This is a genomic window from Tindallia californiensis, from assembly GCF_900107405.1.
GTDB classification, from domain to species: Bacteria; Bacillota; Clostridia; order Peptostreptococcales; family Tindalliaceae; genus Tindallia; species Tindallia californiensis.
In genome coordinates, this window is the sequence record NZ_FNPV01000005.1 from 121,006 (window position 1) to 143,919 (window position 22,914).

Here is a 22,914-nt window from a genome sequence, read left to right on the forward strand (position 1 = left end):
TGATGATTTAGAGCCTTACAGAAATGCAAAATAGCACTCTGTAAGGCTTTTTTTATTTTTAAAGGATTGGCAGGCCTGGATATGAATGTTTTGATATGGATGTAACGCAGATGTAACACAGATGTCCGTCAGATGTAACGCTCATAGGATATAAAGATAGTACTAGATCTTTTGATAGCGGTGAGGGGGTTGAGCGATGAAAAAGGATTACAGCGAAGATATAGTTCCTTTTGGAAGAGGTATACGATTTTTAATTGATATCAGATTTCTTCAGCATAATAGCTGGCAAGGAAGCATCCAGAGAATGGATACCGGCGAAAAAGTTTTTTTTAGAAGTGAATTAGAATTATTAATGCTGATGGGATCGGCTACAGAGGAACTCAATTCTCGCGCTAACGAAGATCAATCACTTAGAAAATGGAAAGATAGTAAGGGGGTGGCGGAAATGTTAAATGTGGGTGAATAGCAGCCTGTTATTACAAAGAAAGCTATGGGTAACCACGTCCCATCCAGAAAAACGCGGCACTCCTGCAATAGTGGGTAACCACGTCCCGCTAAAAAAACGAGGCTGAAAAAAGAGTATCTGGCTCCAGAAAAACCAGAAAATCAAAAAAACCAGAGAAATTTTCAGGAAAAGGAGTGTGAAGCATGAGAACTCGTAAAAGAAGGTATAAGAATATGAGGATTAGCATAGCATTTTTACTGATATTATTGCTATCCTTCGGCAGTGTTTTACCAGTTACAGCGATAGGTGATTCGATAGAACCTTCCAAAACAGCCGAACCAGTAAAACCAGAACAAATAGAATTTCAGAGAGAAGTAGACTTATTACTAGAGAATAGACCGATAGGCTCTGTTGCTTTCGAGTTAAAGGGAAATGCATTTGAAGTAGAGGTTAACCTGTTTGATGAAGCTTCTTCTCAATGGATCGTTGATGATATCAGGTTAATAGGTCAGTTGGGTGGCAGAAAACTTTCAGATCTGAGAGAGACACCTAGAGGTTCAGGTATATTTTTAGTTGATCCATGGATATCCGAGACTGGTGTCGGATCACTTTCAATAGCCGCAGAAGTCAATCTAAAGTCCCTAGTAAACACTGAACAAATGCCTGCGGTAACATTTATGGAATCAAGTGAGAGTAGTACTGGTGATACCGGAGGAGATAACAGTGAAAATGGCAGTACTTCCGGCGAATCATCTGAATCAGATAGTAATCATAGTGATAACGGCAACGATAATAACGACAGCAATGGCGATGATAACGGAACATCTGATTCGACAGAAAATGATTCAAATAAATCTTCTGACCAGGATGGATCAGAAAATGAATCATCCGATACAAAATCATCTGAGCAGAAAAGTGATGAAAAAACCGATGATTCAATAAGCTCTGAAGACAATTCAGAACAGCAAGAGACTAAAAACGATGATAAAGAGGGAAACAACGAAGACGACACAGATGAAAATGAAAACGAAAATTCTTTAGAAAATGGAAACGACGAAGATGCGAAAGATAATGAAAAGTATCAGCGTGATGAAGACGATAATAAAGAGCCGGAGAAACAACAAGAAAAGAAAGAATTGGATCATGATGATAAAGCATTAAAAGAAAATGAAGACAAAGATCAAGAAGAAAGCTTGGATCAAGATAAGGAAAATACCGAAGAAAATGAAGAAAAACTGTTGGAAGAAAATGTTTTAGGACCAATAATTTTAGAAGAGCCGATGATCGATTTACAAGAAGCGACAGCTTATACAGACTTTATATCGCTTACTCCTGAAGAACCAGTGGCCATGAGACAAATGGGATTGATGAACAGTTCGACCCAATATGGTTATACTGGTGACGGTATTGATGGTGAAAGAATAAGCAGGATTTTTACCGTAAGAGAAGGAACGAGAGAAGAAGTATGGTCATGGTATTATTGGAACAATATTTGGCAGTGGACGTATACAGGTCCTATCTTCTATGTGTATTGCATTGATATTACGACTCCCCTAAGTACTGTAGAACCATATACCCGACCAACATTAGCAAGTTATAGTAAACTATCAGAAAATCAAAAGCGGCGTATTGTTAATATGATTAGTCATGGCTATCAGGTCTTTGGCGAAGGAAGTAATGACAACAATTTAGGAGATCTTAGAACTCGAACTGGTATTAATAATTTAACAGAACGACAAGCCATTGCTGGAACACAATATGCTATTTGGAGAGTTACTAATGGGACACAAGAAAATCGCTTAAGTCAAAATGCGCGAGATCTCAGGGATTATTTGCTAGGCTTAGATACTCCTAATGATATTTCACCACAATTCAATAGTGAACCATCTTATCGTGTTGATAATGGCAACCTTATCATTGAATTTGAATATGAAGGGAATGGTCACGACTACGATATTGGTGGAGGCACATTTGGATCCAACTTGCAAAGTCTTATGGGTACTGGTGTAATAGAAGAAATAGATGAAATTAATGACGCCTATCATGTTACTATTACTCAGGCTATAAGTAACCTGCCAGAAAACTTTAATGAATTAGCAGTTCGGGTCAAAGGTGTCCATTACACTAGTCAAGGATATGTTTTCGAACCTGTTAATACAGATTGGCAGGGAAATTATGAGACACAGCCTTTGATCGATATTAACATTGATCACCCTAATGTCGTAGAAAGTGTTTCTATTGGTAATTTAGAGTATCGCATTGAAGTAGAAAAACATTGGTCTACAGATGGAGAAAGTTATTCAACAGAAATTGAATCTTTTGATGGAAGAAGATTTACCTTTGGACTGTTCGATAACGAAGGAGAAAAAATCGATAAAGATGGATCTCATTGGACAATTACAGTAGGAGAAGAAGAAGGAGATTCTGGAAATCCCGCTGTATTTGAACCAGTACTCCCTGGTGATTATATAATAAAAGAGTGGATACCAGCAGGTGCCGATTATGATTTATATGATCCAATAGGTGCCGATAACCGGTGGATCGAAGTGGGATCCGTATTGTTTGACAACAGTGGTATAGCGGAAGTAGAAGCAAAAAATCATCAATTGTTTGCTAGTTTAATGGTAAGAAAAGACTTTGCTCCGCAATATGCTGATGGCTTTGGAAGTACCCTTGGAGATTTTCCTGAAATACGTAGTATGGATGTGATGGAAGTTGTTGAAGAAACGGAACCAGAAGGGTTCAGATTCCAACTGTTGGATGCGGAAGATAATTTTGTTATTGTAGAAGGCAAGGATACTTTCTTGTTGGGAGAACATAATGAACATCGCATGACATTCTATAACCTTCCACTTGGTGAGTACCGGGCTGTAGAAATTGATATGCCTGAGAATTATCGCTGGGTTAGCAATGGAGAAATAGAACTGACAAGAAGCCATGTGAACGCATCAAGTCCTCCAGAAGCTGTTATAACAAATCAAGAGCTATATGAAATTGAGATAGAAAAAGTTTGGGAAGGCACTTGGTTATCAATGGAAGCAGCAGGACCATTTCATTTTAAGATAGTACGACAGTCATCAAATAACGAAGAGTTATCATTCTCAAGGGAAAAGTTTCTAGATCCTAATGAAGAAGAATTTATTACCTTTAATGGATTGTATCCAGGAACCTATCATATCTACGAGGAAGTCCCCGTTGGTAAACCATACAGATTTAGTAATTCTCTTTGGGAGTCCTATGGTAGTATATCGGTCAATAATGAGGATGGTGATTGGATTCTAGTAGGAACAGTTACTTTGCACGATGGTCAAAATCCTATGAACCCAAGAGTTGCGGTAATGCCACCAGCGTTTACAACACCTAGACTTATTGTAACCAATGAGGAGCATCGAGAAATTTCTTTAGAAATCTTAAAAACAGTGACAGGCGAAGGAAAACCTGCTCAAGAAGAAATACCAGAAGTAGCTTTTATCGTTGAAGTAATGTCGGAGATGAATGGAGAGTCAGATCCTCCGGAAAATGGAGTTATAAATGGTCCAGTGGTATTTATGGCGCCTCCAACAGAGTCATTAGAAGGAAGCTATAGAGTAAGAGATGGAGAAACTGATAGCGCTAGTAAAACTATTATTGGCTCTATGGAATCACCGGAAGTTTATCAGTTACAAGAAATTATTCCAGAAGAGTTACAAGGTAATTATCGTTTAACAGGTTATCGCATCACCTATCATTTATTTAATTCAGAAACACCTGTTGAAATTGATTATCCAGTGGAGGGTGACGTTTTTGATCCAAATATGATCGTTGAGTTGTACATGGTAATGGATAATCAGCCCGTTGAAAAAATTGAAGTGGAAGTGTTCAATGAGTTTTTCAAGCCTACGTTAGAAGTAACAAAAGAATATACAGATGATAATGAAGAAGAGGTTGTTATTAACTTATATCGTGTGACGGAGTCAGAAGTACCTGAAGAAGTAGAAGAAGAGTTAATAGCAACTGAAACAACAGAAGGGTTAAGTGTAACCTTTGAAGTGGAATTAGGTGAAGTTTATCGTATTGAAGAGATAATACCTGGTGGATATACAGCAGCGTATCCAAATGGTGATACGGTTGAAGTTGGAGATATCGTAAGCATACTTTCTGTAGTGAATACTCCTGTTCCTGCCGGTGGCGGCGGTGGAGGTGGTGGAGGTGGTGGCGGAACCATTACACCTGAAATTATTGATACAGTAGAAATCGAGACGACTGATCCGACAGTGACAATCGATGAAGATCCTATTCCATTAGGAACTCCGGAAGAGGTTATTATTGATGAAGATCCTGTTCCGTTAGGAGTACCTGAAGAGCCAGAAGAAGTTATCATACTGGATGAGGAAATTCCTTTAGGTGTTCCTTTACTTCCTCAAACTGGGGAAAGCAACCCGTTGAAATTTTACATCTTAGGATTCTTGTTAATCGCTACAGGTTACGCTATGAAAAAAAGAGTAATATTCTAGTATTTTAGTTAAATCGTAGAACAAGTAGAAAACTCCGTATTACTTACGGAGTTTTCTACTATTCATCATACAAAGAGAGCTACTGGAACTTGCAGATTATTAAATCAAGAAAAGTGATGCACGCTGATTGTCCCATATGTTATAATAGGCGTATACTATTAATGGTACTCTTTTGATTCTATAATAATTATTTGAGGATATGATCTGCAGACAGAGATGGACGCCTTATGCTGCAGTAATCCAGTGGCGTAACCGGCGAAATTGCCGGTTTTTTTATTATCATTTGTTAGTAATTGAAAAAATTGGTTATCTAATTACTAAGGTTATCTATCAAATAACGGAGAGATCATGATGAACATTAATGAAATTCTTTTGCAGGCCGCTGAAAGGAAAGCATCAGATGTTCATATTGGTGTTGGACATGTTCCGATGATTCGTATCAATGGCGAGCTACAACCCCTAAATAATCGCAAAACATCGGCGCAAGATACTATTAGCTATGTTCAGATTTTATTAAGTGGGGTTCAATCAAAAATTTTGTCTGAAAAAGGGCAGGTGGATTTTGCTTATCAAACACCTAATGGATATGCTTATAGAATGAATGTGTTTCGTTATCGAGACTATTATGGATTCGCTTGTCGATTAGTCCATCATCAAATACCGACCATTGCTCAACTAGAACTTCCGGAACAAATTGAAAAAATAGCAAAAATGCAATCCGGACTTGTAATAGTAGCAGGACCAACAGGATGTGGCAAAACTACAACCATAGCATCAATTGTAGATGTGATTAATACCACTAGAAGACTTCATATTTTAACAATCGAAGACCCTATAGAATATATCTATCAGGATAAAATGAGCATGATTACTCAACGAGAAATTGGAAGAGATTGCAACAATTTTTATGAAGCTCTGCATGCAGGTTTGAGACAGGATCCTGATGTGATTGTAGTTGGTGAACTTAGGGATCTAGAGACCATGCAAACAGCTATTACAGCTGCTGAAACCGGTCATTTGGTTCTGGTAACGCTCCACACACGAAATGCACAGCAAACAATAGAAAGAATTATTGATGTATTTCCTTTTGGCCAGCAACAACAAATCAGATTTCAGATGGCTAGTTCCTTAAATGCGGTTATCTCTCAAAGGTTAATACCAAGAATGGATGAGGTTACGAGAATTCCAGCAGTAGAAATTTTATTCGTTACGCCAGCAATAAGAACGTTGATTAGAGAAGGAAAAGCACATCAAATAAACTCTTTCATCCAAACAGGAAGAAGAAATGGAATGCAAACAATCGATGATCACTTGAGTTATTTATTCAAAAAAGGCTCTATATCGTTAGAAACTTTAAAACAGTACACTACCGACGAAGATACGTGTTTTCGAAGTCTGGAATGATGAATATGGAATAAGTTTTCTTATAACAGATAGAATATACTTTAAGGGGGGATCGTCTTGAAAAAAAACAAACTCAAATTAATTGGAAAAGAAGTTATTGTTTTTGACTTTGGACATCATAGCATTAAAATTGTAGTAGGAAAACCATTAAAGGATAAAATTCTAATACAACAGTCTTTTACAGTTGAAACACCGGAAGGAAGTTTTAAGGATGGGAAGCTTATTGAACCGGACTTAATTCGTCACGTATTACAGCAATCTATTGATGAACATAAGATTAAAACAAGAAATGCGATTTGTACGATCGAAAGTAGCGAAATTATTACAAGAGAGTTGAATTTACCAAAAGTATCGGAAGAAAAAATGCAGCAAATGCTTGCCTACGAAGTGGAGCAAACACTTCCAATTCAAGTAAATGAATATATTATTCAATCAAAGTTCCTAAATGAAGTTATTGAAGAAGGGGTAGATAAGAACAAGGTGTTAGTTACAGCGGTGCCGAAAGAAATGTCGAGAGGTTATTTTGAATTATTAAGTAGTATTGGGCTAAGACCGTTGATAATGGATCTTCATTTTAATGAGATGGATAAGTTATTGGAATCAAAATATCATTTGAATAATTTGACCAACGTTGGAGATAAAACAATCGCATTGATTGATCTTGGTTACCAAGGGATTAATATTGTTATTGTTGAATCAGGAATTCATCAATTGAATCGATTAATTCATCACGGATCACATATGATTGATCAAAATATTGTTAACTTTATGGATGTTTCGCATGATGATGCTATTGAAATGAAGAAAAACATTTCATCTATCAACCAAGATCCTAGTTTAGTAGAGTCAGACGAAGAAAATAAAGAAATGCGGGTAATTAATATTGTACAAAATATTTTGGATGGATGGATGGCAGAAATAGAGCGTATCTTTAAATTTTACCTTAATCAAGACGCCAAACATATCATAGATAAGATTCTTTTATATGGCGGTACATCTCGTATGGTAGATGTTGACCGGTATTTTGAAGAATATTTTAATATCCCAACATCCGTAATAACGTCGTTAACAAACATAGAGATAGAGAATGCCAGCAAAGAAGTAACACTATATGTTAATGCGTTAGGTGCGATGATTCGCAAATAATATAAAAGGAGGTGTCTATATGAGAGATTATAATTTTTTTGAAAATTATACAATGGAGCCAGAAAAAAAACCTTTTAAGGGATTATGGGGAGTTGTTATCGTTGGCTCTTTATGCTTTCTATTAGTTGCATGGTCCGTTTATGGCTACATAGAAATTCAACGTTTAGAGAATGATATTGCCTTAGTCAAAGATGATATAAACCAGCTGTATGCTGAAAATGATTACGATGCAATAGAAATGCTTGAAAAGGATGTTGACTTATTGAAGAAAGAATTATATTCATTAGAAAAAATAAAAACGTCTTTGGAAAACAGAAAAGTTATCACCCCCTATTTAATAGATCTTATTTCTCGAAGCGTAACAGATGGGATTGCATTTGAGGCTTTACATATTGCTGAAAATCAAATTCAGATACAGGGGAACAGCACTCATCGTACATCTATTGCTCAGATGAAACACAATATTCGTAATTCTGGACATTTTAATGAAATTTTTGTTGCTCACATTACTGAAGCAGACACACTTTATAACTTTTCTATTTCATTTCAGCTAAAGGGAGGTATAGAAAATGAGATTGAACAATAGAGAAAAAATCCTTTTAGTCGTTTTGACGGTCGCTATTGCATTGTTAGGTTTTTTTCGCTTTGTGATGACTCCTATTAACGAAACGCTTGAAGAAATGACGATAACATTAGAAGAAGAGACCTTAGAGTATACACGCTTAAAAAATAGAGCTTTAGAAAAACCGGATCTGGAAGACAAAAAAAATGAAACAACTCATGAAATCATGGAAATTGCCAGTAATTTTTATGGAGTTTTAGAACAGGAAGATATAATCGTTATTTTAAATGATCTGTTGGTTCATAATGCTTTTGAAATAAATACAATGAATTTTTCCCAGCCCACTATAGAAGAATTTGGACATCATCGTGATGAAGAAAATGAGGATTCTGAAGAAACAACAGATTTAATAAAATTAAATCAGATGGTTGTTCAAACAAATTATACAGGTAACTACAATGGGATTATGGATCTTCTCAGTCTTTTAGAAGAATATGAAAACAAAGTGATGCTTAATAGTTTGTCTGTAACAGGCTCACCAGACGGATGGCTTACCGGTACCGCCACGTATCATTTTTACAATGTCCCGAGAGTAAAACGATATTATCCTTCAAGACCCCAAACGGTTACATATACACTTTTAGAAGATGCGCTGAAAGTTGAAAGAAAGAATCCTTTTGACACTTCTGGTATGCCTACCCCATCTACTAAAGATTCAGTAATAAATGATGGTGAAAAAACGGGCCTTGAAGGAGTTGGAGTAGATACAGGGAGTAGTGATCGTGAGCTTACTGATGAAGAACTTATCCAAATGATCGGAGGAGAAGAAAAATCAAGCTCTGATCACTTTAAGGATCAAAGTAAAATAAAAAATGAGTCATTATCATTTTATGACCACATTAAAAGGCGTGGAATAGAAAAAGAAAATGAATGGGTCTTAACGGTAGTGAAAGGAGATACCTTGTATCATATAGCAATGGCTTTTTATGGAAGTAAAGAAAAAATCGTTTACATTATTGAAGCTAATAATATTGAAGATCCGAGTCTTATTTTTATTGGTGATGTACTTCGTATTCCAAAGAGATAATTATAAAATCATTTTGGGAAACATTAAAAAACCCTCTGATGGCATCATCAAAGGGTTTTTTATAAATTATCATTACTATATAATTATTTACGCCTGACGAACACCTATGCCAATAAGATGTTTTCCAGCAATTCCTGGTTCTGTCATCTCTTTTGGTTGCATAATTTCATCAAGATCAGATTCGCTTAGAAGGCCTTTTTCTAAAGTGACTTCCCGTACGCTTCTTTTGCTTTTTAATACTTCTTTAGCTATGCCTGATGTTGCTTCATAACCAAGATGAGGATTTAACGCCGTTGCTAGCGCAACGCTATTTTCTACTTTTTCTTTACAAGCTTCTTTATTAGCTGTAATTCCTTCAATGCAACGAACAGCAAATACTTCAGCGCCATGTGTAATAATATCGATAGATTCAAATAAATTTTTGAACAGAACAGGCCCCATCACATTAAGTTCAAATTGACCTGCACCAGAAGCAAGAGATACAGTATGATCATTACCTTGCACTTGGAAACATATTTGATTCATCATTTCGGCCATAACAGGGTTAACTTTTCCTGGCATGATAGATGAACCTGGTTGTACTGGCGGAAGGTTTATTTCCATGAGTCCGCAGGACGGACCGGATGCTTTCATACGAAGGTCATTTGCCATTTTGGATAAACTAAGAGCACAGTTTTTCAAAGCACTGGATAAATGTATATAGCCATCTGTATTTTGTGTTCCGTCCACTAGGTGTTCGGCTACTTCTAAGTTTAAGCCTGTGATTGAACACAGTTCTTCGATAGCAGCTTGAATGTATACTGGGTCTGCATTCAAACCAGTGCCAACGGCCGTAGCACCTAAATTAACCGTAGAAAGTGACTTCATGGCAGATTTTATTCGATCAATATCTCGACGAAGGACACGACTATAAGCTCCAAACTCTTGTCCTAATCTAATAGGGAGTGCATCCTGCAAGTGAGTTCTTCCCATTACAAGCACATCATCAAGTTCCTGCTCTTTATCTTTTAACGCTAGAAAAAGTTTTTCTAAACTGTTAATTAAATTTTCTTCCATTGATAAAACGGATACTTTGAAAGCTGTTGGCACTACATCATTGGTAGATTGTGCCATATTCACATGCGTATTTGGTGATACAATGTCGTACCTTCCTTTATCAACACGTAATATTTCCAGAGCTCTATTTGCTAGCACCTCATTTACATTCATATTGATTGATGTTCCTGCTCCACCTTGAATGGATTCGACAATGATTTGTTCATCAAATTCACCATTGATTAATTCGATACAGGCTTTTTTTATGGCTGAACCAATTTGTTCAGGCATAGTGTTTGTTTGAAGATTTGCACAAACACATGCATATTTTACTTTGCCCATGCTACGAATTAGTTCTGGATGCACTTTCGCTACTGGTAACGGAAAGTTTTCTTGTGCTCGCTTTGCTTGAATGCCGTAATAAGCGTTAGATGGAATTTCCATGCTTCCCAGCGAGTCAGATTCTATTCGAACCTCTGGATTAATGTTTCTTTCTGATACATCTTGAAGTGTGTTAATTTTGTTTAACTTAGTTTCAATCATGTTATAACCTCCTCATTCTAATGTTGTTAATAAGTTGTAAATAAGCAAAGATTGGTGTGGAAATGAAAAAGGCTTTCGAGAAAAAAGATTGATAATTAATTAACTAAATTTAGCAAAAAAATATTGAAATTTATTTTGGGTTATTGTTCTAAGCCTATCTATAGTATAACATGATTACTGAAAAAACCAATACCTTTAGATGATTTCGAAATAAATTAATTATTCGCCATTTACTGAATACACAAAAAACCTAAACGAAACAAATTATAGAGTTAAATCATTAACAATTTAATCTATTGATAGATATATTGAGAAACTATTGATACCAATAGTTTCCGATCTAGTAAAAATAACTATTGTTATTTTTGCTAGAGAGTGTTCGAGCAAAAATATTACAATAGTGAAGGAAAGATTGCACATGAAAAATCTTCAAAGCTTTATGTTGCTACTTAGACAATCGAATCAACTAGAGTTTGCTCAAAAAATGTTTTTTCATAACAATCTTGTCATTTTACTGTTAGCTGCATTTCTTTTTTTTGAACAACTTGTTTATGGACTGGTAGTAGTAGGATTTGAATCAGTTATAGGGAAAATTCATTTACTGACAGCCGTAATTATGTTTTTTTATGCAATGATAGCTTTTGTTATTAAAAAGCTTAATCCTAATAATATAACAATGCTCCTAAGAGTCTATGCAATTAGTTTTGGGTTAGTAGGCTTTATCATTGCTATTTTGAGATCTTTAATAGAAGCCAGCTCTCTTTTTGTAATTCCAACTGTATATATAGCAGTGCTTTACGGGTTTGCTATGGCGTTTTACTTTAATCCTCTGACGATGCTACTTATATACTGTATGAGTAGTGGCATTCTTATCATTTTACTACCACTCTATCAGCCACATGTATCGGAGTTGAATTATATGCAAGATATTATTGCAAATAATATCATTGCCTGGATTATTTCTAGTGTTAACTATCAGAGATTTATAAAAGTATGTAGTAAAGAAGTCGCTCTAAGAGAAATGAATCACAGGTTGAAACACCTATCATCTACCGATGTACTGACAAAGATATATAATCGTCGGAAATTGGAAGAAATGATGATCGAATTTATCAGAGAAACAGAAGTAAGGGAATGTTTCTTTTCGGTTATTTTAGTAGATATCGATCACTTCAAGAGTATCAATGATTCCTATGGCCATGCACAAGGAGACGAAGTATTGCAAAAATTAGCGAGGTTAATACGCGAGAATCTTAGGAAAAATGATGTGATTGGTAGGTGGGGTGGTGAAGAGTTTTTGATTATTTGTCCTGAAACTTGTTTACAGGAAGCTTATCATGTTGCAGAAAAAATAAGAATTACTATCGAAAATCATTCTTTTATTCGGTCAAAAAAGATCACTGGAAGTTTTGGAGTAGCTTCTTACGAGTCAGGAGATAGTGTGCACAGTATTGTTAATAAAGCTGACCAGGCAATGTATTATGCGAAAGAGATGGGTAGAAATGTAGTCAAGCAGTCTATACGTTGATAATTAGATACTGAGTAGACTGCTATCAATGAGTGTTATATCAGAAGAAAACGGGTACACATTATAGGGATGACTCAGAAGTATTCATTAAAGACTTGAAAAAGCGGAGGTGCTATAGGATGAAAATACTTATTATCGAAGATTCTGCACTATATCGAAAAATTCATGCTAAACTTTTGAATAAGGTATTACCTGATGCAGAGTTAATTGCAGCAGGTGATGGATGGGAAGGGTATCAGTTATTTGAAAAGGAAGAACCGGATTATATTTTGTTGGATCTGCTAATGCCGGTAATGAGTGGTGTTGATTTTTTGAGGCTATTACGCGATAAGTATCCTGCGACTAAAAGCAAAGTCGTTGTTTTATCAGCTGATGTACAACGAGTGGTTAAAGAAGAAGTAATGGCACTTGGGGTCCTGGAGTTTATTCATAAACCCTTTACAGAAGATAAAGCTTTATACTTATCAGAAGTGATAAGGAGGAGTCGAGATGTTGAATGAGCTTCAAAAGGAAGCATTAAGAGAACATATGAATATATATGTCGGGCAGGCAGCAAGTCTTCTTTCGGACATGCTTCGAAAAAAAATCACACTTACAACACCAGAATTATTTATACTTTCAAAATCACAGAATGATCGTGCTATCTATGAAAAAATGAAACCCTCTTTTTTTAATAGTCATGTAGTAGTGTCTACGTTGAAATTCGGGTCTGTTTTTTCAGGAAATGCTCAGCTTATATTTCCAAGAGATAAGTCTCAATGGTTGGTAAAACTTGTTTTAGGCGAAATAGAAGATGCAGGAGATGTGTCTGAAGCTTTAGCACACGAAGAATTAACAGATACAGATTTTGATGCCATTAGAGAAATAGGTAATGTCATACTAAATTCAATCGTGGGTGCTCTAGGAAACTTACTAGAGGTAAAACTGGACTATTCACTTCCAGAAGTACAGACTTTTTTTTATCCGGAACAAGAAGGGGAACTGTTTGAAGGAAAAGATCCTCATGTACTTATTATTAACAATTCTTTTTCAATAGAAGAATTCGAAACCCAAGGTGCCATCCTAATTGTTTTAGGATTAGATTCTATAGTGGAATTAACGGCCAAAATCAACGAAATATTATTGGATTTGGAGGATATATAAGTGTTGCAAAAAATGCTAGATAAAGTGAATATTGGTATTATATTATTGGATGAGGAGCTTTCTATAAGGTTTTGGAACGGATGGTTAGAAGCATATAGCGGTATTCAAAAGGAATCTGTATTAGAAAAAAACATTATGACGGTTCTTCCTGTTCTTAAAAACACTTACTATCAATCTATGCTTAAAAACACCCTGACTAATCATCAAAATATGTTTTTTTCAGGCGCTTTTCATCCAGTGTTTATTGAACCTAGCCCTTCAAAAGGTATCGTTAAGCAAAACTTACAAATAGAACCGGTCGTCGAAAACAGTGATGTTTGGATTATGTTGCAAATTGAAGATATCACAAATCAATATCGTAGGGTCCAGACGTTAAATGAAAAAATAAAATTTATTAGAGAAACTCAGGAAGCATTAAAAATCAGTGAAGAAAAATCAAGAAAACATGCAAAAGAAGCTAAAAAAGCCAATGAAGCTAAAAGTCAGTTTCTGGCACATATGAGTCACGAGATAAGAACACCCTTAAATGGAGTTGTTGGATTTCTTGAACTGTTAAAATCTACGCCTTTAACGAATAAGCAAAATGAATACCTTGATAATGCTCAAATTTCCGCAATATCATTACTAACTATTGTTAATGATATATTGGACTTTTCAAAGATTGAAGCAAATAAAATGACCTTGGATTTAGTGCCTTCAAACTTAGCTGTTATTTGCAAAGAATCTATAGAGATGTTTAGATACCAAGCAAAAAAGAAAGGATTGCAATTAGCATTAGAGTTTGACCCTAATGCGGTTCGTAATGTTCTGGTTGACCCAGTACGACTCAAACAGATATTGATAAATTTGGTGGGAAATGCGGTAAAATTCACAACAGATGGATCTGTTATACTTAAAGTTAGCTATGCTTCGATAGAAAAAAGAAAAGGCTGCTATTTATTCGAAGTAATTGATACGGGAATTGGAATTTCTGAGAATCAATCACAGCGAATTTTTGATGTGTTTACTCAAGCGAACAATTCTACTACTCGTGAATATGGAGGCACAGGGCTTGGTCTTGTCATATCGAATCATTTAGCGCATTTGATGAGCAGTAAGATTAAGATGAATAGCAAACTAGGAGAGGGGTCGTGTTTCTATTTTGAATTAATCTTAAATGAATCTATCGAAGCGCAAATTGCTGATCAAAAAGTCAATAACCAGAAAACAAGTGAGAAAAGATCAGAAGAATCATTTACGGAGGAAATATCCATATTAATCGTTGATGATGTTTTAATGAACATTGAGCTGGTGACGGCAATGATTCAAAATATCGTTCCAAGTGCTTCTGTCACCTATGCAACAAATGGTAGACAAGCAATAAATTATTTGAAAAATAATCATTATGACTTAGCTCTGATGGATGTTCAAATGCCGTTGATGGATGGAATTGAAGTGACAAAAGAATACAAGCAATTTGAACGCGATGGTGGCAGTCATGTTCCCATTATTGCGCTAAGTGCCGGGGTAACAGAATCAGAAAAGAAAAGCTGCAAAGAGGCAGGAATGGATGATTTTCTTGAAAAACCTATAAATCAAAGCCAGTTAACAAAGGTGCTGAAAAAGCATATCGTTATTAACACAGCTCCTTTTTCTCAGGTGGAAAATCATAAAAAATTAGGTCATCATTTTAATATTGAGCGGTTACAGAACCAATTATCCTATAATCAAGAGTCGCTTCAGATAATAATCGATACAGCGCTTGCTCATTTTCCTGAAGCCATATATAATTTAAAAGAGGCAATAAAGAGAAAAGATCAAGAAAACATTCGGATTATAATTCATGCGTTGAAAGGAACGTCGATGAACCTTTCGATGGATCGAATGGTAAGTATGTTGTTAGAAATTGAGAACGTTTTAAGAAAAGAACCTGAACATTACTGGGATGATCTAAAGAAATGGATTTTCGAATTGGAAATTGAATGGAATATTGTAAGACAAATGATGGTGAACGATTAAGAACGTTGCCGAAAGGAGAACTGAATGTGTGGTTGTTGGTTTTTATTACTGGTCTTTTAATTGGGTCTTTTATAAATGTGTGTGTTCATAGATTACCTAAGGATGAATCTATTGTGTTTCCGTCATCGCGCTGTCCATCCTGCAAAATGAAATTACGTTCAATTGATTTAGTACCTGTTATTAGCTGGTTATTTTTGAAAGGAAAATGTCGTTTTTGTAATAAATCTATCTCTTCTCGATATCCATTAGTCGAGTTGTTAACGGGATTTTTAGTGACTCTCGTATATATGGAAACAGGGGTTAGCATGCATTTTATCTTTTACTCCATCATCACTTTTTTGCTGATTGTAATTGTTTTTATTGATCTGGATCATCAAATCATTCCTGATGGTGTTAATTTAATTATTGCACTGTTAGGAACGCTGTATTCGATATACATTTTTTATGAAACTAGGAGTCCGGTTTTATTAAACTCCCTAGGAGGAATACTCTTGGGAGGTGGATTCTTTTTGCTTATTGCTATTCTCTCGAAGGGTGGCATGGGTGGAGGTGATATAAAGCTAATGGCTGCTCTGGGGATATGGTTTGGATGGCAAGGAATTCTAATGGTAACTTTTTTATCTTTTCTAATTGGTGGAATCTATGCTATTGGGCTAATGCTTATCAGAAATAAAGGGCGTAAAGATATGGTTCCCTTCGGTCCATTTATTGCTTTGGCTGCGTTCCTGACATTCCTTTATGAACCATATTTATTGCTATGGTATTTAGATAGATTTATAAACATATAGGTGCTTAGATATATGGTTTAGCGAATCTGATCATTTGAAAACATCTTAAATGTGTGGTGGATTTGTTATGAAATTTCGGGCAAGAAGTAATAAGGACGGAGTTACATTGATAGAGCTCATAGTCGTTATTTTTATAATAGGCTTGCTTTTTTCAATAGCTCTACCTAATGCACAAGCAATCTATCAACGAACGATATTAAGAAATTCGGCTCATGAGCTGGAAAGTGCATTGCAAATGGCAAGACAGCTGAGTATGGATGAGTCTAAATCCTATGAAGTTTTCTTATCCAAAGATCGATTTAGTATTCGTGAATCAATAGCTTTTGGCCAGCGTATCCATATATGGGATTTGCCTCAGGGTGTAGAAAGAGCTGAAACATCAGATTTGCGAATTTCATTTAACCGAAGAGGTGTGACGAATTATGGTAAATTTACGTTAAGGAACAAGGACGACAGGATCGATATAGAAATACATATAGGTTCAGGTCGAATCGTTATCTCTGATGTTTATTAATAGGATGAATACGGAAAAGATTAATCTTTTTAAAGGGGTGTACTTTTGGAGAAGTTAGAAAAACTTAGAACAGAAATTGATAAACTAGATAAGGATATTGCGGTCCTTTTAGAAAAAAGATTTAAGGTTTCAATGCACATTATAAAGCAAAAAAAAGAAGAAAAATTGCCGCTTTTTCATCCAGAAAGAGAAAACGAAGTTATTAATAGAGTGTGTTCTTATGTATCTGACGAACGTTTTATTGAGGAAATAAAATGCATTCAAAATTTAATTATTCGAATGAGTCGCCAAGTGCAGTCTAAATATATGTTTCAAAAACATATATTTATTACTGGTTTTATGGGGAGTGGAAAAACGTCAATTGCTAAAAAAGTAGCGGACATGCTTGCGATGAATATTGTTGAGATGGACTCTGAGATAGAGCAAAGATGCAATCAGTCTATCAGCGATATTTTTCATATGAAAGGCGAAGGTTTTTTTAGAGAAATGGAGCATGCCCTGTTAAATGAAATTACTGAATCGGATGTGAAATCCGTCGTAAGCACTGGTGGAGGGATTGTTCTTAAAGAAAGCAATGTTCATTTATTGAAAAAGCATGGAATTGTTATATGGCTGAAAGCTACTCCAAAAGATATTTTTTCGAGATTATCCAATGACGCTCAAAGACCTTTATTGAAGGATAATATGTCTATTGAAAGGATTGAAAAGATGATGAATGAAAGAGACTCTGCTTACCGTCAAGTAGCTGATTTCTCAATTCAAACAAGCCATGAAAAAATCGATGATATTGCATTAGAAATTGTGAAGTTTTTAGGAAGTGTACAAGATGACAAGTAATCGAATTACCGGTAAAACAAAGCTAATAGCTCTACTGGGCAATCCGGTTTGTCAAAGCGTATCTCCTGAAATACATAATTTAGCATTTGAGTTTCATGGACTAAATTACACGTATATGGCTTTTCGAGTGGAAAAAGATCAATTAGAAAAAGCGGTTGAAGGCTTAAAATCTTTAGATGCTACGGGCTTCAATGTAACAATGCCTTACAAAGAACTCGTTCTTTCTTATTTAGACGAGATAACAGAAGAAGCCCGTTTATGCAATGCCGTAAACACTGTTTTTAATAAAAACGGAAAGCTGATTGGTCATAATACCGATGGGAAAGGATTTCTTTTATCTTTAGAAAAACAACATATAATAGCCGAAGGAAATAAGTTTGTTGTACTAGGTGCAGGGGGAGCTTCAAGAAGTATTGTGATGCAATTGGCGTTGGAAGGAGCTACCGAAATTGTGATTTTCAATCGCAGCAAACCCGCAGCATTAAATTTAATGCGTTGCGTTAAAGAAAACTTCCCAAAGTGTCATATCACATACTTTGAAATAGAGATGGATCTTATTAAGCTTCAATGTCAAGATGCTACCGCTTTAATAAATACAACGAGTATTGGGATGGGTGAATATATAGGGCAATCAATTATTACAGATATAGATGTATTTCATTCAGATTTAACCGTTGTCGATATTATTTATGCACCTGCTAAAACAAAACTCCTCCAATTAGCCGAAGCTTCAGGATGTAATATCTTGAATGGATTAGGAATGATTATAGGACAAGGTGCTTTAGCCTTTAAGATTTGGACTGGTCACGAAATGCCGATGCAACTTATTAATGATTATCTTGTCAAAAAAAGCAATTGACATTAGGGCTTCTTGAAGATAAATGAAATACTAAGAAAACACGAGTAAATGGAAGAAAATCTACGATGAAATAGGGAGGATCAAATGATTTGTTCGAATAATCGACAAGGATTTGCGTTTGTTGAAGTAATGATTTCATTGCTTATCATCTGCTTGCTTTTGATGGTATCGTTGGAGGTTTTCGGTCAAACGATGCTTATTAAGGAGAGGTCTTCCAGTTCTTATCGTTTAACGAATCAGGTCTACAGTCAAATGGAGCAGGTAATAGCTGGTGTTTCTTTTGATGGGATTGATCAAATGACATCGTTAGAAAATACCGAAACCTTTTTTACTACTTGTGTAACGGCTAAATGTAATGAAACAGACCTTGAATATAGGTTGATTGCGATTAGATATCATGCGGAGCAGCCTTGGAATGACAAGAGGTATTATTATGTTGTTGATGATAATGAGTAGAAGCAAGAGGTTAAACTCTAAGGGATTAACACTGATTGAGGTAATCCTTTCTTTTGCAATGATGACGTTGCTAGTTGCAACAATGGTTACAGGCAGTACTTTCATTACGAAACACAACAAGGCTCAAATGAGACAATTAAGATATGAACAAAATATCAGGTACGCAGTGATAGCGATTGACAAACGTTTTCAACAAAGCAATAGGCAGGAGTTATACTATCAGTCAGACCAGCAACTTTTTACTAGTAACGTCTATGATAATGTTAAGGATGAGTGGAGATTTGTATACTTTCAGTTTGACGGCGCTTTCACAGATAGAAAAAATACCTGGCTGTATTTTCACAAGGATTCAAATTCATTAAGAGTTAATCTCAATGGAGAACACAATGTCTTAGCATCAGGAATTGATCGAATTGAAATTGAAGAAATTGAAAATAACCGTTTGGTTTGTCTGAGGGTTTTTTGTTCTGCATCTGATTATAGTGCTTCTATAGATATAAGAATTAGTCCCCTATGGAGGAAATATGACAAAATATAATTCAAAAGGATATATCAGCATCATCTGCTTGTTAATAGGTTCTAGTGTGATCGCTTTATCCTTATCGATTATGTCATTACATATCAATGATTACTATTTACAACAGTCTTCGTTCCATAGGGTCAAGGCACAATATTTAGCTGAATCTGCATTTATTCTAACGATGCACCACTTGTTTCTATGGTCAGAAGATGCGATACACACATATATTGATATGGCTAACGATAAAAATAAGGCGGCACCATTATTAGAAGTGCATCTTGAAAAGCACTTTATTCCAAAACTTTCTTCTATGGAAAATGAAATTAGTAAACAAATGAAAGAGGCTTTTTCTGAATACGAGCATGAACACGGATTTGACGTTTCGATATCAGTTGCAACAGATAGAAAAACGCTTATGATAAATGTCCATGGGTATTATGAAAATGCAAGGGTTTTTCTGGAAGGAAGGGCAAAAATGCCGTTAATCGTAAATGAACATCATAAATCAGAAGAAGGCTGGGATTCAATAATCATACAAGCACTATATTTAGAATCACTTGTGCAAGGTTATCCCAAAATATAAAAATCAAGGGGGAAGAATGATGGAACTGAAAAATCACATGGAAATTGTTGTGGATCGTATGTTGAAAGTGTTTGTAGAGAAAGATCCTAATATTTGTACTTGTGAAAACTGTATTTTAGATGTTAAAGCTTATGCACTGAATCATCTACCGCCACAATATTTTGTAACTGAAAAAGGTGAAGTTTATACAAAAGCTAAAGATCTAACAATACAGTTTGAAACAGACGTAACCTCCGTGTTAGTTCAAGGGATTGAAAAAGTGAAAAAGCATCCACGACACTAGAAGAGATGACGACACAATAACCCTATTCTTTTTCTAATAAATGTGTTATACTCTAAGATGCTAAAAATGTTCAGACTACATAATTTGGAGGTTTTTATGGATAGGGCGGTTAATAAAATTCGAGAATGGATTGAAGAAAATAGAGCCGATGCTGTACTAATTACTAGTGAAGCAAATCGTTATTACCTTTCTGGGTTTACTGGTTCTACTGGAATGGTTTTAATAACAAAGAATTCACAGTTTGTTTTATCAGATTTTCGATACCGCCAACAAGTAAGGGAAGAATGTACAGACCTGACTTTTCTTATGACGGATAGTCAGCATTCAGTCTCTGATCACTTTAAAGATCTAGGTATTAGGATTGTTGGAATCGAAGAAAATAAAGTTTCTTATCGTCAAGCGGTTGAATTAATGAATCATCATGAAAAAATCAAATTAGTACCTTTAAAAAACTTGATCGAAAAACTACGTTCAATCAAGACAAAGGATGAAATTGAAAAAATAGAAAAAGCGGCTGCATTATCAGATGTAGGATGGGAATACATAAAACAACACCTTCATCCTGGTAAAAAAGAAAAAGATCTAGCATTGGATTTGGAAATTTTTTTGAGGCGTAACGGAGCTGAAAACATTAGTTTTCCTGTCATTCTAGCTTCTGGTCATCGAAGTGCGTTGCCTCATGGTGTAGCTTCTGATAAAATTATTGAAGACGGAGACTTGATAACCGTTGATTTCGGAAGCATTGTAAATCGCTACTGCTCAGATATGACTAGAACATTGGTTGCAGGACAAGCAAATGATAAACAGAAAGAAATTTACCATGTGGTTTTAGAAGCACAGACGAAAGCACTAGAAGCTGTAAAACCAGGAGTATCAGGCAAAGAGCTTGATGATATTGCGAGGAATATCATCACAAAAGCAGGATACGGAGAAGCTTTTGGCCATGGATTAGGGCATGGTGTTGGTCTTGAAGTTCATGAGTTGCCACAAGTAAGTCAAAAGGGAATTACACGACTTACGCCAGGAATGGTCATTACCATTGAGCCGGGAATTTACCTTCCGGGTGTTGGTGGGGTAAGAATCGAAGACTTAGTATTAGTAACTAATGAAGGGTATCAAGTTCTATCTCAATCTTGTAAGAAGTTGCAAGAAGTAGGATAAAACATTAAAATAATTGAATAAGGAGGAACTTTATGATACAGGCAGGAGATTTTCGTAAAGGTATTACGTTTCAAAAGAATGGAGAACCATGCGTTGTAATGGAATTTCAGCATGTTAAACCTGGAAAGGGTGCTGCTTTTGTAAGAACAAAATACAAAAACCTAATAACTGGCTCCATTCGAGAAGAAGCTTTTAATCCTAGTGATAAATTTGAAAAGGCACTAATTGAAACGAAAGAAATGCAATATCTTTACAATGATGGTGAATTCTACTATTTCATGGACAATGAAACCTTTGAGCAATTTCCATTAACAGAAGATATCGTATCAGGTGCTATTGAATTTCTGAAAGAAAATGATACAGCAACTGTCCGGTTTTATCAAGGGAAAGCATTTCAATTGGAAGCACCTAATTTTGTTGAGTTGAAAATCATCGAAACAGAACCGGGTGTTAAGGGAGATACGGCGTCTAATGTAACAAAGACTGCTAAGGTGGAGACCGGGGCTGTTATCCATGTACCTTTATTTATTAATGAGGGTGATAATGTGCGTGTAGATACAAGGTCTGGCGAATATATGTCCAGGGTATAAAAAAAAGGAGGAATAACATGAATCATTTATTTGAAAATGTAGCATACTTAAAAGGCTTAGCGGAAGGGTTAGAGGTTAAAGAATCCTCTAAGGAAGGAAAATTATTGCTAGGTATATTAGATGCGTTAGAAGAAATGGCAGAGGCAATCAACGAAATCCAGGAAGATCAAGAAGACTTGGAGGATTATGTAGAAGCACTAGATGATGACTTGGCTGAAATCGAGGAAGATTTAGACTTGGATGATGATTCTGAGTGTGATGATGATATTGACTTCATGGAAGTAGAATGTCCTAAATGTCAAGAAGTAATCTATTTGGATGAAGACATATTGTATGACGATGATGCTGAAGTTTTATGTCCAGAGTGTCATGAAATCATTGAATTTATGGAAGAGGATTTTTGCGGCGATGACTGTTGTTGTGGACACGACCACGAAGATAAAGAGTAGATAAAAAATGTAATGATTTTTCTAGAAAATCCTCTGAGTAATCATTGGATTTTCTTTTTCTCTTTTATTCTATAGGAGGAGTTATTATGAAGTCTGTAAACAAAGATTCGATAGGAGAAATTAATGTTGCTGAAGAAGTAATAGCTACAATATCAAGTATTAGCGCAACTTCTATTAAAGGTGTTGCGGGTATGAGTAGCGGGTTAACGAGCGGGTTTGCCGAAGCTTTGGGTAAAAAAAGTTTATCGAAAGGCGTTAAGGTAGATGTTAAAGATAAGTTAATCACACTTCATTTGAATGTCATTGTTGAGTATGGATTTAAGATCCCTGATATCTCTTGGGAAATACAGGATCGTGTAAAAGCAATGGTTGAAAATATGACAGCGATGAAAGTGAAGCAAGTAAATGTTCATGTTCAAGCCGTAAAATTTCCTGAAGAAACAAAGGGAGAAACGGTAGAAACTGGCAAATAGAACTGATAAGCTGGAGG

At 35.6% G+C, this 22,914-nt stretch carries 23 protein-coding genes; 22 read left to right on the forward strand and 1 reads right to left on the reverse strand.

Annotation, left to right across the window (positions count from 1 at the left end):
- Nucleotides 1–196: 196 nt before the first annotated feature.
- The 6 genes from BLV55_RS08150 (at nucleotide 197) to BLV55_RS08175 (ending at nucleotide 9,137) form a co-directional block, all read left to right on the forward strand.
- Nucleotides 197–466: a hypothetical protein gene (locus tag BLV55_RS08150; protein WP_093313194.1), complete on the forward strand. Its 270-nt coding sequence runs from the start codon at nucleotides 197–199 to the stop codon at nucleotides 464–466.
- 182 nt (nucleotides 467–648) lie between these two features.
- Nucleotides 649–4,938, forward strand: coding sequence for a Cys-Gln thioester bond-forming surface protein (locus BLV55_RS08155; protein ID WP_093313196.1), 4,290 nt, complete (start codon nucleotides 649–651; stop codon nucleotides 4,936–4,938).
- Between the two features lie 348 nt (nucleotides 4,939–5,286).
- Nucleotides 5,287–6,342, forward strand: a complete 1,056-nt coding sequence (locus tag BLV55_RS08160) for a type IV pilus twitching motility protein PilT (protein ID WP_093313198.1) — start codon at nucleotides 5,287–5,289, stop codon at nucleotides 6,340–6,342.
- A 57-nt stretch (nucleotides 6,343–6,399) separates the two neighbouring features.
- Nucleotides 6,400–7,488, forward strand: a complete 1,089-nt coding sequence (gene pilM / locus BLV55_RS08165; RefSeq protein WP_176968327.1) for a type IV pilus assembly protein PilM — start codon at nucleotides 6,400–6,402, stop codon at nucleotides 7,486–7,488.
- A 19-nt stretch (nucleotides 7,489–7,507) separates the two neighbouring features.
- The gene (locus BLV55_RS08170) at nucleotides 7,508–8,074 is read left to right on the forward strand and encodes a PilN domain-containing protein (protein ID WP_093313203.1); all 567 of its coding nucleotides are present in this window, start codon (nucleotides 7,508–7,510) and stop codon (nucleotides 8,072–8,074) included.
- On the forward strand, nucleotides 8,058–9,137 hold the full coding sequence (locus BLV55_RS08175; protein ID WP_093313205.1) for a LysM peptidoglycan-binding domain-containing protein: 1,080 nt from the start codon (nucleotides 8,058–8,060) through the stop codon (nucleotides 9,135–9,137). The genes BLV55_RS08170 and BLV55_RS08175 overlap by 17 nt, the downstream gene beginning before the upstream one ends.
- Nucleotides 9,138–9,224: 87 nt before the next feature.
- Here BLV55_RS08175 and BLV55_RS08180 read toward each other — a convergent pair whose 3' ends face one another.
- On the reverse strand, nucleotides 9,225–10,715 hold the full coding sequence (locus tag BLV55_RS08180; RefSeq protein WP_093313207.1) for an aspartate ammonia-lyase: 1,491 nt from the start codon (nucleotides 10,713–10,715) through the stop codon (nucleotides 9,225–9,227).
- 418 nt (nucleotides 10,716–11,133) lie between these two features.
- Here BLV55_RS08180 and BLV55_RS08185 point away from each other — a divergent pair, with 418 nt between their 5' ends.
- The 16 genes from BLV55_RS08185 (at nucleotide 11,134) to BLV55_RS08260 (ending at nucleotide 22,897) form a co-directional block, all read left to right on the forward strand.
- A complete protein-coding gene (locus BLV55_RS08185) occupies nucleotides 11,134–12,243 on the forward strand; it encodes a GGDEF domain-containing protein (RefSeq protein ID WP_093313209.1) in 1,110 nt (369 codons plus the stop codon).
- Between the two features lie 119 nt (nucleotides 12,244–12,362).
- Nucleotides 12,363–12,743 (forward strand): response regulator, encoded by a 381-nt coding sequence (locus tag BLV55_RS08190; RefSeq protein WP_093313211.1) that lies wholly within the window; start codon nucleotides 12,363–12,365, stop codon nucleotides 12,741–12,743.
- Complete coding sequence (locus tag BLV55_RS08195; RefSeq protein WP_093313213.1) at nucleotides 12,733–13,386, forward strand: chemotaxis protein CheC; 654 nt, start codon at nucleotides 12,733–12,735, stop codon at nucleotides 13,384–13,386. The genes BLV55_RS08190 and BLV55_RS08195 overlap by 11 nt, the downstream gene beginning before the upstream one ends.
- Complete coding sequence (locus tag BLV55_RS08200) at nucleotides 13,387–15,384, forward strand: response regulator (RefSeq protein ID WP_093313215.1); 1,998 nt, start codon at nucleotides 13,387–13,389, stop codon at nucleotides 15,382–15,384. It abuts the gene before it with no gap.
- 26 nt (nucleotides 15,385–15,410) lie between these two features.
- Nucleotides 15,411–16,172, forward strand: a complete 762-nt coding sequence (locus BLV55_RS08205; protein ID WP_242870077.1) for a prepilin peptidase — start codon at nucleotides 15,411–15,413, stop codon at nucleotides 16,170–16,172.
- A gap of 67 nt (nucleotides 16,173–16,239) precedes the next feature.
- Nucleotides 16,240–16,686 carry a prepilin-type N-terminal cleavage/methylation domain-containing protein gene (locus BLV55_RS08210; protein WP_176968328.1) on the forward strand — a complete coding sequence of 149 codons (447 nt, stop codon included), beginning with the start codon at nucleotides 16,240–16,242 and terminating at the stop codon, nucleotides 16,684–16,686.
- A 45-nt stretch (nucleotides 16,687–16,731) separates the two neighbouring features.
- Nucleotides 16,732–17,523: a shikimate kinase gene (locus tag BLV55_RS08215; protein WP_093313221.1), complete on the forward strand. Its 792-nt coding sequence runs from the start codon at nucleotides 16,732–16,734 to the stop codon at nucleotides 17,521–17,523.
- The gene (aroE, locus tag BLV55_RS08220; protein ID WP_093313223.1) at nucleotides 17,513–18,382 is read left to right on the forward strand and encodes a shikimate dehydrogenase; all 870 of its coding nucleotides are present in this window, start codon (nucleotides 17,513–17,515) and stop codon (nucleotides 18,380–18,382) included. The genes BLV55_RS08215 and aroE overlap by 11 nt, the downstream gene beginning before the upstream one ends.
- Before the next feature lie 84 nt (nucleotides 18,383–18,466).
- Nucleotides 18,467–18,838, forward strand: a complete 372-nt coding sequence (locus tag BLV55_RS08225; protein ID WP_093313225.1) for a prepilin-type N-terminal cleavage/methylation domain-containing protein — start codon at nucleotides 18,467–18,469, stop codon at nucleotides 18,836–18,838.
- Nucleotides 18,816–19,376 carry a type II secretion system protein gene (locus BLV55_RS08230; RefSeq protein WP_093313227.1) on the forward strand — a complete coding sequence of 187 codons (561 nt, stop codon included), beginning with the start codon at nucleotides 18,816–18,818 and terminating at the stop codon, nucleotides 19,374–19,376. Before BLV55_RS08225 ends, BLV55_RS08230 begins: the two co-directional genes overlap by 23 nt.
- The gene (locus BLV55_RS08235) at nucleotides 19,363–19,941 is read left to right on the forward strand and encodes a hypothetical protein (RefSeq protein WP_093313229.1); all 579 of its coding nucleotides are present in this window, start codon (nucleotides 19,363–19,365) and stop codon (nucleotides 19,939–19,941) included. The genes BLV55_RS08230 and BLV55_RS08235 overlap by 14 nt, the downstream gene beginning before the upstream one ends.
- A gap of 19 nt (nucleotides 19,942–19,960) precedes the next feature.
- Nucleotides 19,961–20,224, forward strand: coding sequence for a late competence development ComFB family protein (locus BLV55_RS08240; protein ID WP_093313230.1), 264 nt, complete (start codon nucleotides 19,961–19,963; stop codon nucleotides 20,222–20,224).
- Nucleotides 20,225–20,320: 96 nt separating this feature from the next.
- Nucleotides 20,321–21,385, forward strand: a complete 1,065-nt coding sequence (locus BLV55_RS08245) for a M24 family metallopeptidase (RefSeq protein WP_093313232.1) — start codon at nucleotides 20,321–20,323, stop codon at nucleotides 21,383–21,385.
- A gap of 32 nt (nucleotides 21,386–21,417) precedes the next feature.
- Complete coding sequence (gene efp, locus BLV55_RS08250; RefSeq protein WP_093313235.1) at nucleotides 21,418–21,975, forward strand: elongation factor P; 558 nt, start codon at nucleotides 21,418–21,420, stop codon at nucleotides 21,973–21,975.
- 17 nt (nucleotides 21,976–21,992) lie between these two features.
- Nucleotides 21,993–22,424: a CD1247 N-terminal domain-containing protein gene (locus tag BLV55_RS08255; protein ID WP_093313237.1), complete on the forward strand. Its 432-nt coding sequence runs from the start codon at nucleotides 21,993–21,995 to the stop codon at nucleotides 22,422–22,424.
- Between the two features lie 86 nt (nucleotides 22,425–22,510).
- Nucleotides 22,511–22,897: an Asp23/Gls24 family envelope stress response protein gene (locus BLV55_RS08260; RefSeq protein WP_093313239.1), complete on the forward strand. Its 387-nt coding sequence runs from the start codon at nucleotides 22,511–22,513 to the stop codon at nucleotides 22,895–22,897.
- Nucleotides 22,898–22,914 lie beyond the last annotated feature (17 nt).

Excerpts from the sequence above, each read along its gene's own strand:
- BLV55_RS08180 (WP_093313207.1), bottom strand. The coding sequence starts at position 10,715 with ATGATTGAAACTAAGTTAAACAAAATTAACACACTTCAAGATGTATCA.
- BLV55_RS08160 (WP_093313198.1), top strand. The coding sequence starts at position 5,287 with ATGATGAACATTAATGAAATTCTTTTGCAGGCCGCTGAAAGGAAAGCA.
- BLV55_RS08235 (WP_093313229.1), top strand. The coding sequence starts at position 19,363 with ATGACAAAATATAATTCAAAAGGATATATCAGCATCATCTGCTTGTTA.
- BLV55_RS08210 (WP_176968328.1), top strand. The coding sequence starts at position 16,240 with ATGAAATTTCGGGCAAGAAGTAATAAGGACGGAGTTACATTGATAGAG.
- BLV55_RS08150 (WP_093313194.1), top strand. The coding sequence starts at position 197 with ATGAAAAAGGATTACAGCGAAGATATAGTTCCTTTTGGAAGAGGTATA.
- BLV55_RS08260 (WP_093313239.1), top strand. The coding sequence starts at position 22,511 with ATGAAGTCTGTAAACAAAGATTCGATAGGAGAAATTAATGTTGCTGAA.
- BLV55_RS08170 (WP_093313203.1), top strand. The coding sequence starts at position 7,508 with ATGAGAGATTATAATTTTTTTGAAAATTATACAATGGAGCCAGAAAAA.
- BLV55_RS08230 (WP_093313227.1), top strand. The coding sequence starts at position 18,816 with ATGTTGTTGATGATAATGAGTAGAAGCAAGAGGTTAAACTCTAAGGGA.
- BLV55_RS08155 (WP_093313196.1), top strand. The coding sequence starts at position 649 with ATGAGAACTCGTAAAAGAAGGTATAAGAATATGAGGATTAGCATAGCA.
- aroE (WP_093313223.1), top strand. The coding sequence starts at position 17,513 with ATGACAAGTAATCGAATTACCGGTAAAACAAAGCTAATAGCTCTACTG.
- BLV55_RS08175 (WP_093313205.1), top strand. The coding sequence starts at position 8,058 with ATGAGATTGAACAATAGAGAAAAAATCCTTTTAGTCGTTTTGACGGTC.
- BLV55_RS08185 (WP_093313209.1), top strand. The coding sequence starts at position 11,134 with ATGAAAAATCTTCAAAGCTTTATGTTGCTACTTAGACAATCGAATCAA.
- BLV55_RS08245 (WP_093313232.1), top strand. The coding sequence starts at position 20,321 with ATGGATAGGGCGGTTAATAAAATTCGAGAATGGATTGAAGAAAATAGA.
- BLV55_RS08225 (WP_093313225.1), top strand. The coding sequence starts at position 18,467 with ATGATTTGTTCGAATAATCGACAAGGATTTGCGTTTGTTGAAGTAATG.
- BLV55_RS08190 (WP_093313211.1), top strand. The coding sequence starts at position 12,363 with ATGAAAATACTTATTATCGAAGATTCTGCACTATATCGAAAAATTCAT.
- efp (WP_093313235.1), top strand. The coding sequence starts at position 21,418 with ATGATACAGGCAGGAGATTTTCGTAAAGGTATTACGTTTCAAAAGAAT.
- BLV55_RS08255 (WP_093313237.1), top strand. The coding sequence starts at position 21,993 with ATGAATCATTTATTTGAAAATGTAGCATACTTAAAAGGCTTAGCGGAA.
- BLV55_RS08240 (WP_093313230.1), top strand. The coding sequence starts at position 19,961 with ATGGAACTGAAAAATCACATGGAAATTGTTGTGGATCGTATGTTGAAA.
- BLV55_RS08195 (WP_093313213.1), top strand. The coding sequence starts at position 12,733 with ATGTTGAATGAGCTTCAAAAGGAAGCATTAAGAGAACATATGAATATA.